Origin of the sequence: Lysinibacillus sp. FSL H8-0500, assembly GCF_038051955.1 — a bacterium.
Taxonomy (GTDB): domain Bacteria; phylum Bacillota; class Bacilli; order Bacillales_A; family Planococcaceae; genus Lysinibacillus; species Lysinibacillus macroides.
The window spans coordinates 736,517-761,478 of record NZ_CP150292.1 but is presented as its reverse complement, the minus strand read 5'-3'; the positions used below and the strand labels follow the sequence as shown (position 1 = coordinate 761,478).

At 38.8% G+C, this 24,962-nt stretch carries 25 protein-coding genes; 5 read left to right on the top strand and 20 right to left on the bottom strand.

Going from position 1 to position 24,962, the window contains the following annotated elements; all coding sequences use genetic code 11:
- Positions 1 to 2: 2 nt before the first annotated feature.
- Together MHB44_RS03545 and csaB are read left to right on the top strand one after the other, a co-directional pair.
- On the top strand, positions 3 to 1,916 hold the full coding sequence (locus tag MHB44_RS03545) for a DUF5693 family protein (RefSeq protein ID WP_341301610.1): 1,914 nt from the start codon (positions 3 to 5) through the stop codon (positions 1,914 to 1,916).
- Positions 1,916 to 2,998, top strand: a complete 1,083-nt coding sequence (csaB, locus tag MHB44_RS03540) for a polysaccharide pyruvyl transferase CsaB (RefSeq protein WP_341301609.1) — start codon at positions 1,916 to 1,918, stop codon at positions 2,996 to 2,998. The genes MHB44_RS03545 and csaB overlap by 1 nt, the downstream gene beginning before the upstream one ends.
- 34 nt (positions 2,999 to 3,032) lie before the next feature.
- Here csaB and MHB44_RS03535 read toward each other — a convergent pair whose 3' ends face one another.
- The 3 genes from MHB44_RS03535 to MHB44_RS03525 all read right to left on the bottom strand — a co-directional run bounded on the left by MHB44_RS03535 (position 3,033) and on the right by MHB44_RS03525 (position 5,603).
- Positions 3,033 to 3,863, bottom strand: a complete 831-nt coding sequence (locus tag MHB44_RS03535; RefSeq protein WP_341301608.1) for a flagellin — start codon at positions 3,861 to 3,863, stop codon at positions 3,033 to 3,035.
- A 94-nt stretch (positions 3,864 to 3,957) separates the two neighbouring features.
- On the bottom strand, positions 3,958 to 4,803 hold the full coding sequence (locus MHB44_RS03530; RefSeq protein WP_341302914.1) for a flagellin: 846 nt from the start codon (positions 4,801 to 4,803) through the stop codon (positions 3,958 to 3,960).
- Between the two features lie 320 nt (positions 4,804 to 5,123).
- Positions 5,124 to 5,603 carry a transcriptional regulator gene (locus MHB44_RS03525; RefSeq protein WP_341301607.1) on the bottom strand — a complete coding sequence of 160 codons (480 nt, stop codon included), beginning with the start codon at positions 5,601 to 5,603 and terminating at the stop codon, positions 5,124 to 5,126.
- A gap of 278 nt (positions 5,604 to 5,881) precedes the next feature.
- On the opposite strand from MHB44_RS03525, the gene MHB44_RS03520 reads away from it, so the two are divergent.
- Both MHB44_RS03520 and MHB44_RS03515 read left to right on the top strand, forming a co-directional pair.
- Positions 5,882 to 7,456, top strand: a complete 1,575-nt coding sequence (locus tag MHB44_RS03520; RefSeq protein ID WP_341301606.1) for a hypothetical protein — start codon at positions 5,882 to 5,884, stop codon at positions 7,454 to 7,456.
- Positions 7,453 to 10,218 carry a DEAD/DEAH box helicase gene (locus tag MHB44_RS03515; RefSeq protein WP_341301605.1) on the top strand — a complete coding sequence of 922 codons (2,766 nt, stop codon included), beginning with the start codon at positions 7,453 to 7,455 and terminating at the stop codon, positions 10,216 to 10,218. The genes MHB44_RS03520 and MHB44_RS03515 overlap by 4 nt, the downstream gene beginning before the upstream one ends.
- A gap of 247 nt (positions 10,219 to 10,465) precedes the next feature.
- On the opposite strand, the gene ssb is transcribed toward MHB44_RS03515, so the two are convergent.
- A complete protein-coding gene (gene ssb / locus MHB44_RS03510; protein ID WP_053993099.1) occupies positions 10,466 to 10,867 on the bottom strand; it encodes a single-stranded DNA-binding protein in 402 nt (133 codons plus the stop codon).
- 279 nt (positions 10,868 to 11,146) lie between these two features.
- Between ssb and MHB44_RS03505 the strand changes: the two genes are divergently transcribed.
- On the top strand, positions 11,147 to 11,572 hold the full coding sequence (locus MHB44_RS03505; RefSeq protein ID WP_341301604.1) for a YwpF family protein: 426 nt from the start codon (positions 11,147 to 11,149) through the stop codon (positions 11,570 to 11,572).
- A gap of 141 nt (positions 11,573 to 11,713) precedes the next feature.
- Here the strand turns inward: MHB44_RS03505 and MHB44_RS03500 are convergent, their stop codons facing one another.
- The 16 genes from MHB44_RS03500 to atpA form a co-directional block, all read right to left on the bottom strand.
- On the bottom strand, positions 11,714 to 12,127 hold the full coding sequence (locus MHB44_RS03500) for a hypothetical protein (RefSeq protein WP_341301603.1): 414 nt from the start codon (positions 12,125 to 12,127) through the stop codon (positions 11,714 to 11,716).
- Positions 12,128 to 12,236: 109 nt separating this feature from the next.
- Positions 12,237 to 12,620: a hypothetical protein gene (locus MHB44_RS03495; RefSeq protein WP_341301602.1), complete on the bottom strand. Its 384-nt coding sequence runs from the start codon at positions 12,618 to 12,620 to the stop codon at positions 12,237 to 12,239.
- Positions 12,621 to 12,767: 147 nt separating this feature from the next.
- Positions 12,768 to 13,211: a 3-hydroxyacyl-ACP dehydratase FabZ gene (gene fabZ, locus MHB44_RS03490; protein WP_053993103.1), complete on the bottom strand. Its 444-nt coding sequence runs from the start codon at positions 13,209 to 13,211 to the stop codon at positions 12,768 to 12,770.
- A 55-nt stretch (positions 13,212 to 13,266) separates the two neighbouring features.
- Positions 13,267 to 13,551: a DNA-directed RNA polymerase subunit beta gene (locus MHB44_RS03485; RefSeq protein ID WP_053993104.1), complete on the bottom strand. Its 285-nt coding sequence runs from the start codon at positions 13,549 to 13,551 to the stop codon at positions 13,267 to 13,269.
- A 47-nt stretch (positions 13,552 to 13,598) separates the two neighbouring features.
- Positions 13,599 to 14,438: a flagellar hook-basal body protein gene (locus tag MHB44_RS03480; protein WP_341301601.1), complete on the bottom strand. Its 840-nt coding sequence runs from the start codon at positions 14,436 to 14,438 to the stop codon at positions 13,599 to 13,601.
- A 25-nt stretch (positions 14,439 to 14,463) separates the two neighbouring features.
- Positions 14,464 to 15,297 carry a flagellar hook-basal body protein gene (locus MHB44_RS03475; protein ID WP_341301600.1) on the bottom strand — a complete coding sequence of 278 codons (834 nt, stop codon included), beginning with the start codon at positions 15,295 to 15,297 and terminating at the stop codon, positions 14,464 to 14,466.
- A gap of 21 nt (positions 15,298 to 15,318) precedes the next feature.
- The gene (locus MHB44_RS03470; RefSeq protein WP_053993107.1) at positions 15,319 to 16,314 is read right to left on the bottom strand and encodes a rod shape-determining protein; all 996 of its coding nucleotides are present in this window, start codon (positions 16,312 to 16,314) and stop codon (positions 15,319 to 15,321) included.
- Between the two features lie 176 nt (positions 16,315 to 16,490).
- A complete protein-coding gene (locus MHB44_RS03465) occupies positions 16,491 to 16,751 on the bottom strand; it encodes a sporulation transcriptional regulator SpoIIID (RefSeq protein ID WP_004269485.1) in 261 nt (86 codons plus the stop codon).
- Between the two features lie 136 nt (positions 16,752 to 16,887).
- Positions 16,888 to 17,565, bottom strand: coding sequence for a M23 family metallopeptidase (locus tag MHB44_RS03460; protein ID WP_341301599.1), 678 nt, complete (start codon positions 17,563 to 17,565; stop codon positions 16,888 to 16,890).
- A 37-nt stretch (positions 17,566 to 17,602) separates the two neighbouring features.
- Positions 17,603 to 18,535 (bottom strand): stage II sporulation protein D, encoded by a 933-nt coding sequence (spoIID, locus tag MHB44_RS03455; RefSeq protein WP_341301598.1) that lies wholly within the window; start codon positions 18,533 to 18,535, stop codon positions 17,603 to 17,605.
- A 75-nt stretch (positions 18,536 to 18,610) separates the two neighbouring features.
- Positions 18,611 to 19,921, bottom strand: coding sequence for a UDP-N-acetylglucosamine 1-carboxyvinyltransferase (gene murA, locus MHB44_RS03450; protein ID WP_341301597.1), 1,311 nt, complete (start codon positions 19,919 to 19,921; stop codon positions 18,611 to 18,613).
- A 402-nt stretch (positions 19,922 to 20,323) separates the two neighbouring features.
- Positions 20,324 to 20,563, bottom strand: a complete 240-nt coding sequence (locus MHB44_RS03445; RefSeq protein WP_053993111.1) for a DUF1146 family protein — start codon at positions 20,561 to 20,563, stop codon at positions 20,324 to 20,326.
- A 78-nt stretch (positions 20,564 to 20,641) separates the two neighbouring features.
- Positions 20,642 to 21,049, bottom strand: a complete 408-nt coding sequence (locus MHB44_RS03440) for a F0F1 ATP synthase subunit epsilon (protein ID WP_053993112.1) — start codon at positions 21,047 to 21,049, stop codon at positions 20,642 to 20,644.
- Between the two features lie 24 nt (positions 21,050 to 21,073).
- Positions 21,074 to 22,489 (bottom strand): F0F1 ATP synthase subunit beta, encoded by a 1,416-nt coding sequence (gene atpD, locus MHB44_RS03435; protein WP_341301596.1) that lies wholly within the window; start codon positions 22,487 to 22,489, stop codon positions 21,074 to 21,076.
- A 51-nt stretch (positions 22,490 to 22,540) separates the two neighbouring features.
- Entirely contained in the window at positions 22,541 to 23,398 is an 858-nt protein-coding gene (gene atpG / locus MHB44_RS03430; RefSeq protein ID WP_341301595.1) for an ATP synthase F1 subunit gamma, read from the bottom strand.
- 46 nt (positions 23,399 to 23,444) lie between these two features.
- Positions 23,445 to 24,953 (bottom strand): F0F1 ATP synthase subunit alpha, encoded by a 1,509-nt coding sequence (gene atpA, locus MHB44_RS03425; protein ID WP_053993115.1) that lies wholly within the window; start codon positions 24,951 to 24,953, stop codon positions 23,445 to 23,447.
- Between the last annotated feature and the right edge of the window lie 9 nt (positions 24,954 to 24,962).

The following is a 24,962-nucleotide window of genomic DNA, read 5'->3' as shown; positions in this document are numbered from 1 at the left end:
TTATGTCAAAACAGAAATGGCTTTGGGGAATGATTGTACTTTTACTTGTCGTTTCCTCTACAGGTATGATGAAGAGGTGGAATGCTGAGCAATCCAATGATACTTATGAGGTGGTCATCCCCCTTGATGAAATACAAACTACTAGTAAAAATAGCGATTTAACAATGGATGAAATTTTTTCTTCTTTAAAGGAAGCTGGGCTAACAACAGTTAGTTTAGAGCCTTTAACGTTAAAGGAAATGGAAAAGCAAAACCTTATTACGATCTACGGAGAAAATGAATTAGCCGCACAGCTATTGTTTACGCCTTATAAAGACGAGGTTGATGTAACAAAGCGTGGGTACTATATTCGTGTGCCTGATCATGCAAGCTATCGGCAGCTAATTGTGGATAGTATACACCCAGAGGAGGTACAAGTAGGAGAAGAAACCTTCTATTTCCTGCCTACATCTAACCATCATTATGATTTAAAAACACCTATTGGCTATGACCAACCTGCCATTGATATGATGGGTAAGCATGGGCTGGCACATATTTTTAAAGTTGAAAATGCAGGTAACGAAGTAGCGAATGAACAATTAGTGCATCAATTATTGGCACTAAAGGATGCCTCTGCTGGCCGTTTGCTTGGTGCAGGTGATGAAGCAATTGGCTTTGGACAAGAAAATGGACATATATTAGTGGAAAAATTAAAGGATGCTGGCTACTACTTTTATACAATTGAAAGTAATCCACTAAAGGGCGAAAATAAAATCGCTCAAATCACAGATTACAATATAATTCGTTTGCATAGCATTAATGTGAATCGCGAGACAAAATTAACATTAAACGCAAGTATTGATCGTACAACAAGAGCTGTTAAGGAGCGTAATATCCGTTCTATTTTTTATCATATTAAAACAACGGGTAACCCCAATGAAAATATGAAGGAAACCGTTGATTACTTAACAGGGGTTCAGAAGAATATGCCTGATCATTTCAAGCTTGCTGAACCAAAGCTATTTGATAAGGTAACAATACCAGTTTGGGTAACAGCACTCGTATTACTAGCAGGTATTTTATTTACCTTTGCTGTTTCAGAATTAGTAAAATGGATGCCTCTACGTTTAGCGGCAGCTGGTTTTATGGCTGTGTTAGCGATTGCGTATATTTTACTGAAGAGCACGCTATTCTTACAGGCATTTGCCTTAATCATCGCAGTGCTTGCACCAACCTATGCAGTAATTAAAACAGCCAATGGTTCTACACAAGTATCGAAAATATTGATCCAATACTTAAAGGCAGTAGGCATTAGCCTTATTGGGATTGTAATTGTCATTGGTTTATTAAACGGCAATGCCTTTATAACAGGCTTTGCAGCGTTTAAAGGGGTTAAGCTTGTTTATGTGATTCCAATTTTAGGTGTATTACTGTTTACAGTGATTGAAATCAATCGACTAGTTGATCAAAATCTTAAAAGCTCATTATCAAACACTGTGACATTATTAAATAAAGAGTTGAAATATTGGCATGTTCTTTTATTAGTTATTGTTGCAGGTGTTGGATTATTTTATATTAGTCGAACAGGTAACTCTGGCTCTGTTAGTGAGCTTGAGCTAGCATTTAGACAATGGCTTGAAAACACATTATATGTTCGTCCAAGAACAAAGGAATTTTTAATTGGTTTCCCATTCTTTGTTTTAGCATTATATGTAATGGGCATTAATCGTAAATGGGGTAGCATCCTGCTTGTTCCGGGGGTTATCGGCTTCTTATCTATTGTAAATACCTTTACACATCTACACATTCCAGTAGCTGTTTCTGTATTGCGTACATGCTATAGTGTGGTTCTTGGTTTTGTCATAGGACTTGTCTTTATTGTAATCTTTAAACTTCTCTATCGTTGGGCTTCTAAGGCAATCGCGAGGTGGTCCTAATGCATATTGTATTATCTGGCTATTATGGATTCGATAATGTTGGGGATGATGCTATTCTCTTAGCTATTATTCAATCTTTAAAGAAATGGCAAGAGGATATCGAGATTACTGTGTTATCCAACAATCCAACAGCTACCGAGCAAACATATGGTGTGAAGGCAATAAATCGTTGGAAACTAAAAGAAATTCGACAATTGCTGAAAACAGCTGATGGTCTAATTAGTGGTGGCGGTAGCCTGATGCAGGATCAAACAAGTATGAAAACGATCCCTTACTATGCGGGCATTATTCAAATAGCAAAATGGTTAAAGAAGCCTGTATTTGTTTATGCCCAAGGAATGGGCCCCATTAATCACCCGATTAGTAAGTTTATTACGCGTCAGGCCTTGACTAAAATTGCCCAAATTACAGTGAGAGATAAAGCCTCTCAAACCTTGTTAACAGAGATTGGTGTTCAAAAAGAAGCTATCGTGGTACCTGACCCTGTGATGGGGCTAAATGGTAGTGATTTTCATTGCGATTGGTTAGCCACAGAAGCACTAGCAGATGAAAGCTATATTGCTGTAAGTGTTCGTGACTGGCCATCTGCCATAGCATATAAGGAGAAAATTGCACATTGTCTCGACCAGTTAGCCCGCCAAGGTGAGCACATTGTCTTTGTTCCCATGCATGGTGAGCATGATTTAAAAACGTCAAAAGAAGTAGCTACGCTCATGAAGGAAAAAAGTATAATAGCACCTGCTGATTTATTGATTGAAGAAAAAATAGCTGTGATTGGACAATCACAACTGCTAATTGGGATGCGACTGCATTCTTTAATCTTCTCTGCTATTTATGCAACACCATTTATTGCGATTTCTTATGATCCAAAAATTGATGCATTTGCTGAAATTGTAGAGCAGCCTGTAATTGGGCATGTGGAAATAGATGATTGGAACGGTGTCACATTGTTTGAGCAAGCTGTAGCCATTCTTGAATCTTATAGTACTGTCCAGGAAAAATTAAATCAGGCTGTCCAACCATTACAAAATGAAGCAACAGCAACAGCAAAATTAGCACTTGAAGCCTTTCGTAAACATTAAAAAAATGATGAATTTCAACGGTCGTTGAAATTCATCATTTTTTTGTGACATCTAATAATGTTAAAATCGACTGTGCCTGCTGCATATGCATTGCCAGCACATACTGACCTGCCTGCATTAAAATTTGAGCCTTCACCATATTCATGATCTCTTTCGCAATATCTGCATCTCGAATACGAGATTCGGCATCTTGTAAGTTATCTGCAGTATTAACGTTTACATTGTAGGCATGCTCCAAGCGGTTTTGATAGGCTCCTAGCCGAGAACGCTCATTGGATACTTGCTTTAATGCATCATCCATCGAAGAAATAGCTTGATTCGCCTTCTCGCGTGTAGCAATTGAAACATCTTGTAAGCCAAGTGTTTCAGCCCCCATATCATTGATAAATAGCTCAATATGCTGTCCTGCATTCGCCCCTGCTTGAATTTTAATGCCCTTTGTTGAATGGTCTCCATTTAACAATGTCTTTGTATTAAATTCTGTGTCTGTTGAAATCCGCTGAATTTCCTTTTTTAATTCTTGAAATTCGAAATCAAGCTGCGCACGGTCGTTGTCTGTTAAGGTATCATTGGCTGCCTGTACTGCTAACTCACGCATACGCTGTACGATAGCGTGTGTCTCATTCAGTGCACCCTCTGCCGTTTGTACAAGAGAAATACCGTCCTGGATATTTTTAGCTGCCATATTTAAGCCACGAATTTGAGCCCGCATCTTTTCAGAAATTGCAAGCCCTGCTGGATCATCTGCTGCACTATTGATTCGATAGCCTGAAGAAATACGCAACATTGCCTTATTCATCGTGTTATATTGTTGATTCATATTACGAAGAATCGTTATTCCTGTTGCTGACCATTTACCAAGCATAACTTCACCACCTTTTTTAATTAAATTTTATATTATTTTCCATAAATAAGTATTTGGAGCTGCGAAAGAGCAGTGTCGAATATAGATTTTTTATTCAATATATTGGACTTTTTATCGTTCTATTCTCTAATGATTTCACAGTTGATTGTGCTCGTTGCATATGTAAAATAAGCATCCTTTGGTTGATGTATAATACCATCTTCAATTGTAACCGTTGGAACCACTTTCGATTCACATAGCTAAAACGAATACGTGATTTTACCTCTCGGATACGCACCTTTATATCTTGGATACGTAACTCTATATTTTGTAAATAAGCAATGGTCTTTTGATGACCATTATCAGTTTGCTCCAACCAATTTTGATATGTCTCCAATTTTGTACGCTCATAAGATACTTTATTTAATGCATCATCCATCATATTAATTGCCTGATCTGCATTTTCCCAAAGAGCGACCGAAACATGCTCAATCGAAAGGGCTGCTATATCCATATCACTTATATGTAATTCTATATTTTGTCCTGAGTTTGCCCCAACATGAATTTTTATTCCCTCATTGGCATAATTCCCATTAATTAAAGCTTTTTTATTGAACTGCGTATCTATCGAGATGGCTTGAATTTTTTGTTGTAACGTTTTAAATTCCACGTCATATTTCTCACGATCATTATTTGTCAGCGTATCACTAGCCATTTCTATCGCTAACTCTCTCATCCGCTGTGCTACAGCATGGATGGTATTCAATGCTTCTTGGATAGTCTGAATAAGTGCAATGCCATCTTGTATGTTTTTACTAGCCGTATTCAAACCGCGGATTTGTGCATGTATTCTTTCAGAAATAGCCAACACAGCAGAATCTCCTTCAATATTATCAATTGAGTAGCCTGCTACTGTAATTCGTAAAATCGGCACTTTTTTTGTTGAACGTCTTCCAAACATCACTTATCATCTCCTCCCCTCTTTTTATCGGCTAACTTTATTATTTTTTCAATTTGAGAATCCGTAAAGCGCAAACCTATTGCAAAAATACTACCAAAGTTGAGGTACATATAAAAGAGAGAATTAATGGTAAATGGCTTTTTATGCATTATTCTGCAGCTTCAACCAACTGCGATTACGATCTATAAATAGGAACATACCATAAGCTAAGTATCTGTGTTACAAATGAAGGTCTATTAATTAGTAGGCTTTTTAACATTCCATTGTAAAAGCACCTTCTTCTCATTAAATGAAAAGTAGGTGCTTACTTGGAATTTCGTCTATTCAATTTCGAACCCTCCAAATTGGTGGCTCTTTTGCTGTAGTAAGTCAAAAAAGAGTGCTTTATTATTTTCCGCTAATGCTCGATCAATTAAATGATCAAAATTCTTCCCCTCTAATTCTGCTAGAAGCTGATCGATTTCGCCAACACTTACTGTTGTTACAGCAGGTTGAATTTGTGGCTGTGGTACAACGCTATCCAAAATTGGTGCTAGATGCTCATGAACATTTGTAATAAGTAGTAATTGATAAAGTGGCAAACGGATAAAACGATTGCCTTTCTGGAAAACAAAAACCTCAGATAAGTTTTCAATTTGCTGCGTTTTCAAGTTGATTATCATTTCTTTACCTTCTATAGGAATGAAATGGAAAATCTCATTCTCTTTTAATATTGAGAAGTATTGATAAGCAAATACGAGACGTAATTTATCTCCAGTAATTTTTGTGTAAAATGGCTTCATATATTGAACTTGCATCATCCTTCATCCCTCCCTATTTATCTGATTATTCAGATTTTAACACAAATTAAAAGTCTTGTTAACTATCTTTGCTTCAATTTTTTTCTTTCTGATCATTCAGCTTATCATTGGCGTGTTTTAATCGTATAATGGAAAGACAGTCTTTTTTTCCTTTATCCCATATTAACAGGCTGTAAGATCCCACTACAAAATGTTTAGGTGGGGATGAAGAACCCTCATTGATTGAAGGTTCTCTTTATAGCAATTAACCATGTGAAATAGATGAAAGGGGTAAGGTTATGGCATTGTCTATATCGCAATTAGCGAAAGATCATCAAGAATTCGTGTTAACCAAATTAAAAGAAGTTGAACAAGGTCTACATCCTTCCTCTACAGAAGATGAAGAGCTAGTACGTCGTGCTGTCTTTTCTGTAAGGAATAAATCCATTGTGTTTGAACGCTTCAATGGCGTAAGTTCTATACTATATGCAAGCGTTCAGGATGTCAGACCAGCTTCTGTTGAAATTGATTTTTTCAAAGAGGAGCTACGCTGTAACTGCCCTCAAATAAAATGGTGTAGACATCAAGTTGGTGCATTGCTTGCTCTTTATCAATATTTTGATTCTGTTCAAGATTGGTCAAGTGCTTGGCGGGCGCAAAAATCTGCCCAACTAAAAACCTTAGCCGCTGATCGTAGTCCACAAAGCTGGGAGTTGATGGTTGGCGAGGTAATGAAACGATTATTGCCACCTGGCCGAATTTTAGAAGGGTATGGACTTTCAGCTATAAGAACAGATGCTTTAGAACGTCTTCGTCGACATATGCCCTATGAGCGAGAATGGCAGCCTCTTTATAAGCTCTTTATGGAATTAGCCATTTTAAATACAATATGGCGTCACTTAAATGAAACACCTGGACATTCATTGGATTCACCGTATATGAAATACTTTATCGATCAAAGCAATCAATCGTTTGAGAACATCCTAGCAGAGCTCACCAATCGTTCTCGCCTTTTTGCAACTGATCCGTTTTACGATGCATTGCAGGAGCTAGTGAGAGAGTTTTTATTAGAGCGAAAAGGATTATTTCCAGTTCGACTTCACCTGTATATGCTGCTTTGGGCAGTGCTCTTTTATGAGAAGTCACGGCGTGAACAGGAACTAGTATACTTAAATCATTTAGAAAATCCTCCAGAGGAAATTTCTTTATCATCGTTACAGCTATTATTTTACGTGCTACTGCAAAAAGAGGATTTGCTACAAGAAAATTTGGCACAGGTCGATCTATCACAAATGCAAGAATTATTTGAGCTTGCTACCTTTGCTCAACGTGCTGGTGAATCTCATGCACTAGCAGTTATTTTGCGTGCTATCCTTCCACTATTAGAAGCTTTTTTACAGGCTGTTCTACCTGTTGTGCAGCGCGCTCCATATGTGCGACAATTCCAGCTGCTGTTTGATGAAATCGAGCTTACTGAGAAGGAAGAAGTAATGTTATATAGTGCCTTTGGTGTATATGGTATTCAGCCGTTTTCAAACTTTTTGATAAAGAAAGGGCGTTATCGTGAATGGGCTGCTCTCCATCAGTTAAACCCTTCATCACTTTCTTATTTAGAGATGTGTGGATTAAAGGATGTGCTGCAGGTTGAGCCTGCTACGGTCTTGCCCCTCTATCATGTCTATGCAATGGCTGAAGTTACACAAAAATCACGCATAAATTATAAGCAGGCTGTCCGCATTTGGAAAAGTATGCGTAGTGCCGCAAAGCGAGCAGGTAAAACAGCTTACTTTGAAACATACATGAATACCATTCGCACAGAATATAAACGACTTCGTGCATTACAAGAAGAAATTGAGAAAGGAAACTTAGTATGATCACTATCAATGCTCCTTCCCCGTTTTCCAAAGCTCAACAGCTTCGTATTGAAGAAGCTCGGGAAGGATATTTTACGCTACAGGGCTTTACGGCTGACGGCAAAATTATTGATGTCGACACCTTTATTTCTTCATTGTTTTTTAGCTATGAAGCAAACATTTATGGTTTATTAACAAATCGAGCTGATTTTACAATTGAAGTTTCAAGTGCTGAGCTTCTCGATATTTTTTCCCCATGCTACCAGCATCCCTTTATTAGCTGGTATGGCGTGGATAAGGAAAGTAAGGTGTGGCTAGATAAAGTAGTGGCATTACAGCAATACTGGCAAGAGCCATCACTATGGTCACACGCTGTTATTGCAGAGGATTTTTCCTCCTTAGCATTTTCAATTGAGGATGTAGATTCAGCATTATTAGAAATAGCTGTGCAACAAAAGCTTTCACAAGTTGGCTTAATTTTATCTGATTTACCAAAGCTTTTGCCCTTTTTCTTACGTGGCGGTTGGCCATTAGAACAATCGCGCCAAGCTGGAACAGTTTCGGTATCTTTACGATTAAGTGAGCCAGAGGAGGATTCCGACGTATGGCTAGTAGAAACAGTTCTTAGTACAGCTACGACGAAAAATTATTGGACTCCTGCTATTCGTAAGCAATCTTTACCGATAGTAGAGGCTCTTCCTACAAAGTGGCAAATGTTTGCGGATGAAATTGAACAGCAGCAACAGCAAATTGTAGAACTTTTATCTAAGGATGCTATAAGGAGTGATATTTTTATTCGGACAGCACTTGAAGATGCTGAGGTACGATTATTTTTACGTGAGGACCTTGCTAGATTGCAGGCACTTGGTTTTGATGTTGTGCTACCTGCATGGCTAAAGGATTTAAAACAATCTAAAATGCGTGTGCGCGTTACGACTAGCAATGTAGCGACAAAAAAGGTAGCTGGATTAGAGGATATTTTAACATTTAAATGGCAATTTTCTATGAACGGACAATCAATTTCTCCTGAGCAATTTAAAAGGCTTGTCGATGAGAAACGTGAATTTATTCGTATCGGTACGGAATGGTTTCGTGTAGATGCTCATTGGATGCAGGAAATGCGTGTATTGATGCAGCAGGCTGAAGATGAAAGTTGGACTGTTCGCGAATTACTATTTAGAGAATTACCTGAAGACTTATCCGCTCCTCTTGAGGAAGAAGATGCCGATGATGCAATGAGAGATGACCCTCTATTTGCCTTAGAAATACAGCAATCCTTGAAAGCCTATATGGAGCAGCTTTTAGAGAAAAAAGGATTACCTGCTGTACGAGTTCCAGCCACTTTACAGGCAGAATTACGCCCTTATCAGCAAGAAGGCTTTGAATGGTTAGTCTTTATGCGTCACCAAGGTTTTGGTGCTTGCTTAGCTGATGATATGGGTCTAGGGAAAACCGTTCAACTTATATCCTATCTTCTTCATGTTGAAGAAATAACAGATCATCCAAAGCCCTCTATCATTATTTGTCCAACCTCGGTACTCGGTAACTGGCAAAAAGAGCTTGCTCGCTTTGCACCTTCCTTGACTGTGCATACGCATTATCAGACAAACCGATCAAAGAATGATATGTTTAAACAGCTAGTGGCAGCTGAGCAACCACAAGTTATTTTATCTACCTATGGCACAGTATCACAGGATGCTGAGTTTTTACAGGAGATGAATTGGGCAACCGTTGTGCTTGATGAGGCGCAGAACATTAAAAATATGCAAACCCTGCAATCAAAGGCTATTCGTAAATTACAGGGAGCCCATCATATTGCCCTCACTGGTACACCTATAGAAAACCGTTTATCTGAGCTGTGGGCTATTTTTGATTTTATTCATAAGGGCTATTTTGGTAGCTTTAGCCGTTTCAATGAAGAATTTATTATGTCGATTGAACGTGATGAATCTGAGGCGCATAAGCAAAAGCTGCGGGCTAAAATTCAACCATTTTTATTACGTCGTACAAAACGTGATCCGCATTTACAGCTTAATTTGCCAGATAAACTCGAATCGAATGAGTATTGCCCATTAACAGCTGAGCAAGCCTCTCTATATGAAGGCTATATTTTAGAGACACTTGACCAGCTAGAGCAGTTAACAGGCTTCCAAAAAAAGGGACGCGTTCTAAAAATGCTTAGTAAATTAAAGCAACTATGTAATCATCCTGCCCTATATTTGAAGGAACCTTTCGAGGATGCCGAAACAATGCTTGCACGTTCGACAAAATTGGAGCGCATTGTGCAAATGGCTGCTGAGATTGTAGACAATGGGGAGCAATGTCTTATCTTTACACAATATATAGGGATGGGACAATTGCTACAGCATTGTTTAAGTGAATTATATAATGTGGATGCACCATTCTTAACTGGTGCCATGCCTAAGCAGCAGCGTGACCGCTTAGTAGAAGCTTTTCAGGCAGGAGATTTCCCTATATTTATCCTCTCTTTAAAAGCAGGTGGAACAGGGCTTAATTTAACAGCTGCTAACCAAGTTTTACATGCGGATAGATGGTGGAATCCAGCAGTTGAAAACCAAGCAACAGATCGTGCTTATCGAATCGGGCAAACACAGTTTGTGCAAGTCCATAAATTTGTAACAATTGGCACGATTGAAGAAAAAATTGATAAAATGCTGGTGCAGAAATCTGCATTATCAGAAGAACTAATTCAATCAAGTCAATGGTTAACTGAATTAGAGGATCAGGAATTACGTGATTTATTAACATTGGATATATACTAATCAGATGCGCCAAGAGTCAAATATTCTTGGCGCTCTTTTAGCGGAACCATACTTTTACTTCTTTTTCCCTACTTACTTCATTTCCTTATTTAGTTGTGTTGAATGGTTCATTGCTGTGCGGTCTTCAGCAACGGTTGTTATAAATGGTACACATCACCCCTTTCTTATTATTACGGTGCAAGGAATATAAGGAGAATGGCGGATCAGACAATGATTTTCTCTTGCGCCGTATGTAAAATTGAACAACCTACGTTCCTGGCAGTACAAAATCCTTTAAGTCTTCCTGTTCCTTCGGTGGCTGTGTCGATGCTATCGCTTCGTCACTATTCCTTGGTTTTAGCTGATAAAATCGAACATCTTCTATCACTATCTCTGTCATAAAAATCTTTGTGCTTTCTTCGTTTATAAATGATCTTGATTGAATGCGACCATTTGCGCCAACCAATGAGCCTTTACCGCAATATTTGACAATATGCTCTGCAAGCCTTCCCCAAGCTGTGCAAAAAATAAAATCAGCATCTATTTCCCCTCGGCTATTTTTATAATTGCGGTTAATGGCAAGTGAAAAATGAGTCTGCACACGATTACCAGATAAATAGCGTAACACTGGATCTTTAGTAAACCTTCCGACCAGTCCGACTTGGTTCATTCGTTCACCTCCTTTGCTTTTGATTGCTCTTATCTTACAAAAGGATGCTTTTATTAGCAAAATTCGATATTGATAATTTTTAGGCATTTTTAAGCATAAAGTGTGTAAATTCGTATTTTTATTTTTCTGTTTTTTATTAATTTGGAAGTGTTGATGCTTGAGGCTGTAGTGATCAACGCTATTTCACTAAATTAGCATTTTTGCAGTTTTTAATAACGTAGAACATGCATCTTCATATGTTATACTAAAGAAATGACAGACTAAGGAGGAATATATGTAATGAAAACCTTTAAAATGCTTTCCTTTGACCTTGTCACAAAAGATGGCGTGCAACCATTCCCTTTAATTGATGGCATTATTATTAATCAGGAGAATAGCCATCAATCTTGGATTCTTGAGTTATTTATGGAGCAACAATATCGCCCAACCTTCGATGAGCTTTTAGCAGCTGGTACCGTCTTTAATGTACGTGTAGTAATCTCATTCCCAGATAATGAACCTGCTCCTTTTCAGGTGATTGTACATACTATTCAAGAAATTGGTGATCATATTTCAGTGCTATTAAAAGGTACGCTTAAAATAAAGCGCTCTAAATATGCTGAACAATTACTTTCCGAGCTACTGGCTGAAGGTGTGTCCTTAGAAAATTTACTGGAACGCTTTAAAAATGATATGAAACAGCGGCCAAAATTGAAAAATGACTAATGACGATGCAAATGACTGCATCGTTTTTTGTTGGACAAATCCCCATTTTTATGTAAATTCTTAATGTCACTTTAATGTGATACTAGGTGTAAAAAAATGAAAAAAGAGTGTTTCCCTTTTTTAGGAAGCACTCTTTTTTTATTATCGGTTGTTCATGCTATCACGATACTTTTCAGTCTCGTTGACCTTTTCATCGACAACATCATTATTATTGTTGTTTACGTTGTCATTACGTTCAACGCCGTTTACTCCATTTGCATTTGGTGTGTTGTCATAACCATTCGTACTGTTGATATCGGCATTTGAACCAGGTGTTGTCGCTTCAGGCACCGTTGTATTTTCATTTATCGTACCTCGGTCAACACCATTTACATTGCGGTCATAGGTACCATTACGGTCATTTGGTTCTAATGCATCCTCGACATCATCCACACCACGGCGAACATCATTCTCGACATCCCTCATCGGACGATCCTCTACTGCTCGATCACCCCAGTTACAGCCACCAAGGAATACAGTAGCTAGAATAATCGTTAAAAATGACATTTTCCACATAATAAAAAACCTCCTTTCTTCGGTACTATGTCATCAAATACATCAGCTGTATTTGTGATCCTACATAGATTGCCCGGGAAAGGAGGGAACTATCCGATTTTTGTACAAACTATTTTCGTTTTTCTTTTAATAATTGCTCAATATATGCTGCTTCTGCTTTACAGTCATAACTATAATTTGTACCTAGCTCTTTTTGCAATGCTTCGATTGTTGCAATTTGCTTTGCTGTTGGTTCTTCATTTAAAATTTTCGCAATGACCTCATCGATTTTTTGTGCCATCTCTTCATGGAACTCTGTACTCATCAATGTGTCAGCTGGGATTTTTTCAATCCATGCGGCATTTTCTTGAAAATACATTTGCCAGCTTGCAATGAAGTCTTCCATAGAAAAACGCTCTTCATCCCAGTCAATACTTGCTAAGTATGCTTCAAAAGATGTTGAAATCGAACGAGTAATGCTAATTTTAATACCTGAAGACAATTCCTTATACATCTTAATAATCCTCCTACGTTTGTACAACCTAAAAATCACATCTATTTCAATTCACAATCGCTTATTTACCATCGCAATTTAAGAACAGACTCAATCAATTTTTGACTTGACTTATTTATTTTATATCTTTTGATCTATAAATGCAAATCAAGCTTGTGTCGATTGCTCTGGTCCAATAGCAAAAAGAATATCCGCTTCACAGACAAGTTCGCCATCAACTGTTGCTATGCCATGACCTTTGCCCATTGCACCACGAAGTTTCACAAACTCGACTTCAAGCTTAAGCTGATCGCCAGGTACAACTTGACGTTTAAAGCGACAATTATCAATGCCTGTTAAAAAGGCTAAACGTCCCTTAAATTGCTCGGCATTTAATAAAGCTACTCCTCCTACTTGTGCTAATGCCTCTACAATTAATACACCCGGCATTACTGGATAGCCTGGAAAATGGCCATTAAAAAAGTCCTCGTTGATGGACACATTTTTTAGGCCTACTGCACGCTTTCCTTCTTCTAATTCCAAAATGCGATCTACAAATAAAAATGGGTAGCGATGTGGTAAAATAGCTTGAATTTGTTCTGCTGTTAACATATTATCTCCCCCTCAAAATTAAGTATGTATACACAAAGCAAGGTAAAGAATAATACTATTCTTTACCATTCATAATATCAAATATATGTTGCCATGTTTCTTTTTTAAAAATATCCATAGCATTTCCTTCTCCAATAACACTGAAGCCAAACATTGCGCCCAAAGCTGCGGCAGCAACAACTAAAATGAGAACAATTACAATGCGTAACCAAATCGGAATCAGTCGGATTTGCACCCATCGAACCTCGCGTTGGTCTCCATTTGAGCGGCGTTCTTTCTCTTCTGGTTGCGTATCGGTTTCTTGTGTCGGCACAGAACGTCGACGTGAATCGTTTGTCATAGATTGTACTCCTCTTCATTCCTTACTATGCGGTTTTGGGTGACTTACTATCGAATACCATTAATTAATCCAAGCATTTGGTCTGCTAATGTAACTGCCCTTGCATTGAATTGATAAGAACGTTGAGTTTGTATAAGTTCTGTCATTTCCTTTGAAAGGTTGACATTAGACATTTCTAATGTACCACTTTGCATGCCAATTTGCTGACGGTCAGCACCAGCTAGCTCTGTCAGAACCTCTGCTGGTGTATAGCCAAGCTCAACTAGATTAGCCGGTAAACCACTATAAGAACCAGCAATATGCTCCATCAATTGCGGTTTTTGGAATTCTGTTACAGCTAACTCCGTACGAATAATATCTCCATTCGGATATGCCGCTTCTAATACACCACCATTACCAACAGCAAAGCTTTGTACTGTATCTGGTAGTGTAATCGCTTGTCCTGCTGCATCGGCTACTGGATAGCCCTCTGCCGTTACTAGCATAACAGTGCCATTTTCTAATGGCGATAAATAAAAGTCACCTTGTCGAGTATACACTGTTTCTGTTCCATTTTCACCATTTGGCATTAAAATATTGAAATATTGTTTAGGTTTTGTGAAAGCTAGGTCAAGATCTCGATTTGTTTGTTGCAATGACCCTTGTTTGTGATTGGATTGAATTTGTCCAAGCATAGCACCTGTTCCATAACGGATACCAACAGGGGTTTGGCGCTCAAAACGATCCAGCTTATCATTATTAAATTGTTGATAAAGTAGCTCATTAAAGGTTGCTTCCTGTGCTTTAAAGCCAACTGTATTACTATTGGCAATATTATTACTCACTGTATCGAGCTTATGTTGCAATTGCCCCATTGTATTTGTTGCCGTTATCATTGTACGTAGCATTTGTAACGCGCCTCCTGTTCACCCGTTAAATTCTTCCGATTTCATTAACAGCCTTTTCCATACTGCGATCATATGCTTGTAAGATCTTTTGATTTGCTTCAAATGCACGATAGGCTGTCATTAAATCTGTCATTGTGCGTCCAGAATCTACGTTTGAGCCTTCTAAATAATTTTGACGTAATGTAAAAGTAACGTCAGCCGCTCCATACGCAGTAGGTAGGTTCTCGCCATCTTCTGTGCGTAGCAGACCATTATCTTGTTTCAATAGCCTGTTTGGATTAGCAGCAAATGATACACCAACACGGGCTACTTGCTGGTCATTCACAAAAATAGCGCCATTTTCATCGAGTCGAAAATCATCATTTGGCACTTGAATACGTTGTCCCGCATCATTCAACACATATAAGCCCTGTCCATTTACTAAGTAGCCTTGGCCATCTAATGTGAAATTACCATTACGAGTATAGGCTTCACCACCATTTGGGTGTTCTAAGCGGAAAAAGATTGAGCCCATGACACCCTCTTCATCCTGTGGTAAGTTTCCATCAATTAACGCCATATCAGTTGTAAAATCTGTATTATAGATTTGACCTTGTATGTAATTTGGCAAAGTTTCTTGTAAATAGGTTCCTGTATTTAAAGCGCCTGTCTGGCTCATATATTCAGCACCTGCTTGTTGATAGGCAGGCGCATTCGTTTTTCCAATGCTCGACATCAACATATCTGGAAATGAACGGATTGTGGATTGATCTGCCTTAAAACCTGGTGTATTCGCATTTGATAAATTGTTGGTTAGTAATTCTGTTCTTCTTTGTTGCGTAATCATACCTGTTGCAACTGTATAAAACCCTTTAAACAACGAAATCACCTCATTTTATTTTTACAAGGATGCTGGCACACGATCAATGTTTTCAAGCATAATACCTGTCCCAATCGCTACACAATCCATTGGCTGCTCTGCAATAAAGACAGGAACTTTTAATTCTTCAATTAGGAGCTGGTCCATACCATGCAATAATGCACCGCCACCTGTAATAATAACGCCACGATCAATAATATCGGCTGATAGCTCAGGCGGTGTTTTTTCTAAGACATTCTTTGCGGATTGAACAATCATCGCTACCGATTCATGTAATGCACGCTCGATCTCCTCAGAGTGAATGGAAATTGTGCGTGGAAGACCTGTTACCATATCACGACCACGGATATCCATTGTATCATTGCGGCTGCCTTTGAAAACTGTACCGATTGTCATCTTAATTGCTTCTGCTGTACGTTCACCGATTAGTAGTTTATATTCTTTTTTTATATATTGTAAAATATCGTTATCAAACACATCTCCTGCTACTTTAATGGATTCACTTGTCACAATATCACCCATTGAAAGAACTGCAACATCTGTTGTTCCGCCACCAATATCCACTACCATATTGCCACTTGGCTGAAAGATATCCATACCTGCACCAATTGCTGCTACTTTTGGTTCTTCCTCTAAATATACCTTTTTTCCACCAGATTTTTCGGCTGCTTCTCGAATCGCTTTTTGCTCAACACTTGTAATATTCGTTGGACAGCAAATTAAAATACGTGGCTTTGCTAAAAATCCTTTTACATTTAATTTATTGATGAAATGTCTTAGCATTGCTTCTGTCACATCAAAATCTGCAATTACACCATCACGTAATGGACGAATTGCAATGATGTTACCTGGCGTTCTCCCTACCATTTGACGGGCCTCTTCCCCTACCGCTAATACTTTATTTGTCTTTTTGTCAATCGCCACCACAGATGGTTCATTTAAGACGATTCCTTTTCCTTTAACATGAATTAATACGTTCGCAGTTCCTAAGTCAATGCCAATATCCTTCGAAAACATTCTATAATTTCTCCTTCCCGCCAGTTCCAACTACATAACGTTCATTTTATCTCTTTATCTAGGTTATTTTATCATATTACATTGGTAATTTCACCTAAATTTAGTGAATAGGATTGTTTTCTTTCTAGTCAAAAATAGTAGACAAGGCTCGACTAACACAACAAAAAAAGAACGAATCATTCTTGACTCGCTCTTTCCTTCCACTTGTTTTTTGTTGCTTCTCCTCCACGAATATGACGTACGGCCTTATGATAGGCGAGTATTTCTTTTACTTGGTCAGCTAATCCTTCATGAATTGTTGGTAATCGCTCTGTTAAATCCTTGTGCACCGTACTTTTTGAATAACCAGTCATTTTCGCGAGGACACGCACAGTCTCACGCGTCTCAATCAGTAATTCACCGAGGCGTATGCAGCGCTTCCGAATGTGCTCATGCACGTTCTTCGTCCTTTCCACACAATTTCACAAAATGCTTTGGCAATCAGATGCACATTTGCGCATTTCTTCACCTTATGTAAGGACAAAGCTATTCAGAACACGTTTTACATTTTCCTGTCAAAATCCTGACTGTGTATTAAAAGGCTAGTAGTTTTTTCGGATTAATATACTTTCCGTCTTCAAGAACTTCGAAATGCATGTGAACGCCAGCCGCTTGATTCCATTCGTTATCAGTTGCTTTTCCTAAAGCTTGACCTTGCAATACTTCATCGCCTTCCTTCACGGCAATATCCTTGATGGAGCTATAATGTGTTTGCATACCATTTGGATGCTCAATCACAATCTTATTACCTGTAAATGCGTCTAGCTTCACTTCTAACACCTTTCCACTCATAGCAGCTACTACTTCAAATTCCTCACCATTCATCGCAAGAGAAAGACCAGAAGATGTTGTAAATGTTTGATTAAATACCATTAGTGCATTTTCACGAGATTCTTCATTTGCTTCTAGTTCATAAAACTCTTGTAAAACTTGTACTTTACTAAGTTCCTCTTCTTTGAATGGATACTTCAATTTTTCAGTACGTGCATTTGTTTCTACCACAGGACCTGGCTCTACTTCTGCTAAATCTGGTAATGGTGCCTCTTCTACTTTTGATACGAGACTATTGTAACCAAATAACAATCCTGCTAGAACAAGTGCACCACCTGTGTAAACTGCTGGCCAAAACCAAGGTTTCTTTTGTAATTGACCATTTTCCTTTTGATTTGGATTTTCATTTTGAGAAGTTTTACTATTTTTATCCTCTCTCATTTTCATCACCTCTAGTTGCAGTGTGAACAACTAGAAGTTATTTTAAACATGCATCTATTTTTTTTATTTCAATATCCTGATAATAATAGTGTAAAATTTCATCAGCTGTTTTCCCTTCATTTGCCATTGCCTCCGCTCCATATTGACTCATGCCTACCCCATGTCCATAGCCTTGTGTGTTGACATGAACCTTTTTGGTGTTGGCATCATAGATCATTGTAAAATCAGTTGAAGGGATGCCAAGAAGCGTACGAACCTCTCGCCCTGTCCAGACATTATTTCCTAATTGCAAGCGCTCTACACGCCCCGATTCATTATAAAATAGCTGTATACGATTAAAATCAGTAGGTTGCCATTGTATTGGCCATAATGAATTCCATTGTGCTAGGGTCCACTCCTGTTGTGCCTCAAACTTGGGTGATGTTTGATCTGCCATACTTGCAACACTTTGTAAATATGGTATTTCATTTCCACTATAGCCATAAGCACTTTCTGTTTTACCATTGCTTGTTGAATGAAACATAGCCGTGATTAACTCATTATGGTAAAGCAGAACTTGTCCTTTCGTTTCATTAATGGCTTCGACAATTTTCTGTTCATTTCCCAGGAAATTGCTAGCCCAATTCGCTTTTCTTTGCTTCTCATCATAAAAGACTTGCCTTGCTACAGTTGGAGCAATCGCCTTTTCGCCATAGTTTGTTGTTTTCAATGCATATGTGCGTGCTGCAATTGCTTGTGCTTTCAATGCCTCCTTGTGAAAGGAAACAGGCATCTCTGCTGCCACTACGCCTGTGATATACGTTTCTAAAGGAATTTTGTCTTTTTGTCCCTCCACTTCCATCAAGATTTCACAGGCATTTTCTTTCTTTGTTAAAGTTGTATCCTCCTGTCTCTCACTAAACGCTACAGGCAGCATATATAACGCTCCCATTAAACAAATAACACCTATACTAAGCATCCATTTTTTCATAGGAAATAATATGCTAGATTGCTGGTTAATATGAAAAACCCTCTGCTCATAAAAGCAAAGGGTTTTGAAAGCAAATTAGTTTGCAGGTAATTCAACTGTTATGTTTTCTTTGGTTACAACTTCTTCAGTAATACGTTCGATATTTGCTCCTAGAGATGCTAATTTGCCATGGAAATCCACATAGCCACGATCTAAGTGATAAAGCTTTGTGACCCGTGTAATACCCTCAGAGACAAGACCTGCTAAAATAAGTGCAGCCGCAGCGCGTAAATCTGTTGCCATCACTTCAGCGCCTTGAAGATTTACGGGTCCTTCGATAAATACAGAGCGTCCTTCAATTTTCGCACCAGCGTTCATGCGACGGAATTCCTCCACATGCATAAAGCGATTTTCAAACACTGTCTCTGTAATAATACTCGTACCTTCTGCAGTTAGCATTAAAGCCATCATTTGTGATTGCATATCTGTTGGGAAACCTGGGTGTGGCATTGTTTTAATATCAACAGCTTTTAAAGCATTTGGAACACATACACGTACGCCCTCATCTAGCTCTGTAATTTCTACACCCATTTCACGCATTTTCGCAATTAAAGCTGTCATATGCTCAGGCACCGCATTTTCAATGATCACATCGCCCTTTGTAATCGCTGCTGCTACCATAAAGGTGCCAGCCTCAATACGATCAGGAATAATATGATGCTCAACTCCATACAATGTATCAACACCTTCGATACGAATTGTATTTGTACCTGCACCAATCACACGTCCACCCATATTATTGATGAAGTTCGCAAGGTCTACGATTTCAGGCTCCTTTGCAGCATTTTCAATTACAGTCGTCCCTACTGCAAGAGATGCAGCTGTCATAATATTTTCTGTTGCACCAACACTCGGGAAATCTAGGTAAACATTTGCCCCTTTTAAACGACCTTCTGTTTTTGCCTCTACATAGCCATGGCCAAAGGTAATTTTTGCGCCCATTGCTTCAAAGCCTTTTAAATGTAATTCAATTGGACGAGAACCGATTGCACAGCCCCCTGGTAGTGCTACACGAGCATAACCATTACGAGCCAGTAAAGAGCCCATCACTAATATAGATGCACGCATTTTACTAACAAATTCAAACTGAGCTTCACTAGAAAGTTCTTTTGTGGCATCTATATATACGGCATTATCTTCAGGTATATATGTAACTGCTGCGTTTAAACTTTTAAGTACTTCATTTATTGTAAAGACATCTGCTAAATTGGGGACTTCTTTAATTACGTTTTCTCCCTTTGAAGCAAGTAAAGATGCCGCAAGGATTGGTAACACTGCATTTTTTGCGCCCTCTACACGTACTTTTCCTTGTAGCCTTTGGCCACCTGTCACTATTATTTTATCCACCCTATGTCCCTCCGAATTCAATCTATTAACCTAACAAGTTTTTATTTTAAAAAGAAGTATAATGTCATAATCAGTAAACAAACAAGTCTATAGTACAACTTTTCCAACGCTCGTTCAAGCGTCCAAATCACTATTTTAAGGCAATTTCGGATATTTTGCTATTTATTTATTGTACGCAGGCAAATTTTTTTTGTGAATGACCAATACCCTGTGCACTTCTAATACATACCCAAAAATATGTGAACAAAAAACAAATTTTATCTTTATTTAGTTGCTGACTTCCATTTCTATCAAATGATAAACCCATTGACGGATTTTTTACATAGCTCAAAGGGCCACACAAATGATTATAAAGTCCTTTGAAATATGTAGAAGTTTTATTAGACGAATATAGGGAATGTTTTAAAATAAATAGGGAAGCTTACCAGACCAGCCAGAGATCTGAAGGAAGAAATTGGATACTGCCGAACCGATTGCAATACTTAATAAAATATAAATAAGCTGAATTTGAAAAACTTTATTTTTTTTAAATAACTTCTCTATCATAAATGCTTGTAATGCATAAAAAGTAATAGCAATAAAAAATAAATGAGATAAAATACCTAGTAATGCTTCTTGTCCTATTGCTTCATATAATTCCATACTTCCTCCTCATTTCTTCTTATTATTCTTCCTACTTTAAAAAACGGGCAGATGCGATATCTGCCCGTTAAAAATGAATTAGATATTACCCTCATGAACGTTGATACGATTCAACGCACGTTTTAATGCTAGGTCAGCACGTTTGAAATCAATGTCGTCTTGTTTACTTTGAAGACGTCCTTCAGCACGTTTAACGGCTTCTTTAGCACGTTGAACATCGATGTTTTCAGCAATTTCAGCAGACGGCGCTAAAATTGAGATTTTTTCTGGACGAACTTCAATGAAACCACCACTAACTGCAACAATATCAGTCGAACCGTTTTCTTTTTTTAGCTTCACTGCACTAATAGCGAGTGGAGCAACCATTGGAATATGGCCTGCAAGAACACCGATTTCTCCTGAAGTTGTTTTAGCAATTACCATTGATACTTCAGAATCGTATACTGGGCCGTCGGGAGTGACAATATTGACTTGAACTGTCTTCATATTTTTTCCTCCTCGTCCCTAGTATTAAACCTCTACGCCCATGCTTTTCGCTTTTTCAACTACTTCATCAATTGAACCAACTAGACGGAAAGCATCTTCTGGTAGGTGATCCCATTTACCTTCAAGGATTTCCTTGAATGAGCGAACAGTCTCTTTAACAGGCACATAAGAACCTGCTTGACCAGTGAATTGCTCCGCCACGTGGAAGTTTTGTGATAAGAAGAATTGAATACGACGAGCACGTTCTACTGTTTGTTTGTCTTCATCAGATAACTCATCCATACCTAAAATTGCAATGATATCTTGTAATTCGCGGTAACGTTGGATTGTACGTTGTACACCAGTAGCAATTGCGTAGTGCTCAACGCCTACGATTTCAGGCGATAATGCACGAGAAGTCGAAGCTAATGGGTCAACCGCAGGGTAGATACCCATTTCAGATAATTTACGTTCAAGGTTAGTAGTTGCATCTAAATGGGCGAAAGTTGTCGCTGGCGCCGGGTCAGTATAGTCATCGGCTGGTACATAAATCGCTTGGATAGAAGTTACAGAACCTTTGTTTGTAGATGTGATACGTTCTTGTAGTTTACCCATTTCAGTTGCAAGTGTTGGTTGGTAACCTACCGCAGAAGGCATACGACCTAATAGGGCAGAAACCTCAGAACCAGCTTGCGTGAAACGGAAGATATTGTCGATGAATAAAAGTACATCTTGGCCTTGTTCATCACGGAAGTATTCTGCCATTGTCAAACCAGTTAAAGCTACACGCATACGTGCACCAGGTGGCTCATTCATTTGACCAAATACCATCGCTGTTTGCTTGATAACGCCTGAATCGCTCATCTCGAAGAATAAGTCGTTCCCTTCACGAGTACGCTCACCTACACCAGCGAATACAGAGATACCTGAGTGCTCTTGTGCAATGTTATTGATTAATTCTTGGATTAATACTGTTTTACCTACACCGGCACCACCGAATAGACCGATTTTACCACCTTTAATGTATGGTGCAAGCAAGTCTACTACTTTGATACCTGTTTCAAGAATTTCAACTGTAGTTGAAAGATGCTCGAAAGATGGTGCTTCACGGTGAATTGAATCACGACGTGCATCAGCAGGAATTTCTTCACCTAAGTCGATTACTTCTCCAAGTACGTTGAATACACGACCTAGCGTAACTTCACCAACTGGTACTGAGATCGCTTTTCCTGAGTCTGTTACTTCTGCTCCACGTTGTAAGCCATCAGTAGATGACATCGCAATTGTACGAACAGAATCATCACCTAAATGAAGCGCAACTTCTAATGCAAGAATTGTTGGTTCTTCATTTGGACGTTCAATCTTAACTGTTAATGAGTTATAGATTGCTGGTAAGTGGCCATTGTCGAACTTTACGTCAACAACTGGACCCATTACTTGAATAACATGTCCTTTATTCATTACTGTGTACCCTCCTATCGTATTCTTATACGACATTGGGAAGCTGCTTGCCTATTCTAAGGCTGCAGCTCCACCAACGATTTCTGTAATTTCTTGTGTAATCGCCGCTTGACGAGCACGGTTATATTGCAATGAAAGCTCTGAAATAAGGTCAGAGGCATTATCTGTCGCATTTCTCATAGCCGTCATACGAGAAGCATGTTCACTTGCTTTTCCATCTAATAAAGCGCCATAAATTAAGCTTTCTGCGTATTGTGGTAGTAGCACTTCAAGAATTGCTTCGCCAGATGGCTCAAATTCATAAGAAGCATTACCGCTAGCAGGGGCAATATCAGTTAATGGAAGAAGTTTTTTCTCAGTCACTTCATTAGCAATCGCGCTGACAAAGTGATTGTAGTACATATAAAGCTCATCATATGTACCATCAATGAACATACCAACAGCAGTACGAGCGATTTCTTTAATATCAGCAAATGTCGGTTGGTCAGGTAGACCGACAACATTACTGATGACATTATGATCACGTTTCACAAAGTAGTCACGAACAACACGCCCTACTGCTAAAACCACGTATTCGTCTTTAGACTTATGACGCTCATTAATCGTACGTTGTACTTGTCGTAGGATACTCGAGTTATAAGCACCTGCAAGACCACGGTCAGATCCAATGACTAAGTAAGCTGTTTTCTTAACAGGACGCACGGTTAACATTGGATGTCCGCTGTCCTTTGTTCCTGAAGCAATCGCACCTACTACATCTTGAATTTTTTCCATGTAAGGAACGTACGCTTTAGCATTTTGCTCTGCACGACGTAACTTTGAAGAAGAAACCATCTGCATCGCTTTCGTAATTTGCTTCGTACTCTTTGTTGAATTTATACGACCTTTTATTTCGCGTAAGTTTACCACTGGTATTTCACCACCTTCTGTTTTTTAATCAAGTGACTTACTGAACTTATTCTGATTTAGCGAACGTTTTTTTGAATGCACTGATTGCTGCTTCATAATCCGCGTCAGGAGCAAGTTCTTTTGTCGTACGAACATGATCTAAAACGTTTGTGTGGTTTGAATCTAACCAGCTTAAGAACTCTGATTCAAAGCGAACGATATCTTGTACTGGAATATCATCTAAGTGACCTTTTGTTAATGCATAAAGAATCGCAACTTGTTTTTCAACTTTAAGCGGTTTGTTTAGGTCTTGTTTAAGCACTTCAACCGTACGTTTACCACGCTCAAGTTTCGCAAGTGTTGCTTTATCTAAATCTGAACCGAATTGAGCAAATGATTCAAGCTCACGGAATGCTGCTAAGTCAAGACGTAGCGTACCCGCAACTTTTTTCATCGCTTTAATTTGAGCAGATCCACCTACACGTGATACAGAAAGACCCGCGTTAATCGCTGGACGTACACCTGAGTTGAATAAGTCAGATTGTAAGAAAATTTGTCCATCAGTAATGGAGATTACGTTTGTTGGGATGTATGCAGAGATATCCCCAGCTTGAGTCTCAACGAATGGAAGAGCTGTAATCGAACCATTTTGATATGTTTCATTTAACTTCGCAGCACGTTCAAGTAAGCGGCTGTGTAAGTAGAAAACGTCACCAGGGTATGCTTCACGACCTGGAGGACGGCGTAGAAGAAGTGAAAGTTCACGGTAAGCTGATGCTTGTTTTGTAAGATCATCATACACGATTAACACGTGCTTACCTTGTAGCATGAATTCTTCTGCCATAGATACACCAGCAAATGGTGCTAAGAATAGTAATGGAGCTGGTTGAGAAGCAGAAGCTGTCACAACGATTGTATAATCTAAAGCCCCATTTTTACGAAGCGTTTCTACTACACCACGTACAGTAGACTCTTTTTGACCAATTGCTACATAGATACAAAGCATATTCTCACCAGCTTGGTTAAGAATTGTATCGATAGCTACAGATGTTTTACCAGTTTGACGGTCACCGATAATTAACTCACGTTGACCACGACCGATTGGTACTAATGCATCGATCGCTTTAATACCTGTTTGTAGTGGTTCGTGTACTGATTTACGAGCCATTACACCGAAAGCTGGACTTTCGATTGGACGAGATTTTGTAGCGTTGATAGGACCTTGTCCATCCACCGGTTGACCAAGTGGGTTTACAACACGACCAATTAGTTCTTCACCAACTGGTACTTCCATGATACGACCTGTACGACGAACTTCATCGCCTTCTTTGATGTCAGTGTATGGACCTAGGATTACGATACCAACGTTACCTTCTTCTAGGTTTTGAGCCATACCCATAACACCGTTAGAGAACTCTAAAAGCTCTCCAGCCATGGCGTTGTCGAGGCCATGAGCAAGAGCGATACCGTCACCAATACGGATAACTGTACCAACTTCGCTTACTTTAAGTTCAGATTCATAATTCTCAATCTGTTGTTTAATCAGACTGCTGATTTCTTCAGCCTTGATGCCCATGTATGTCAC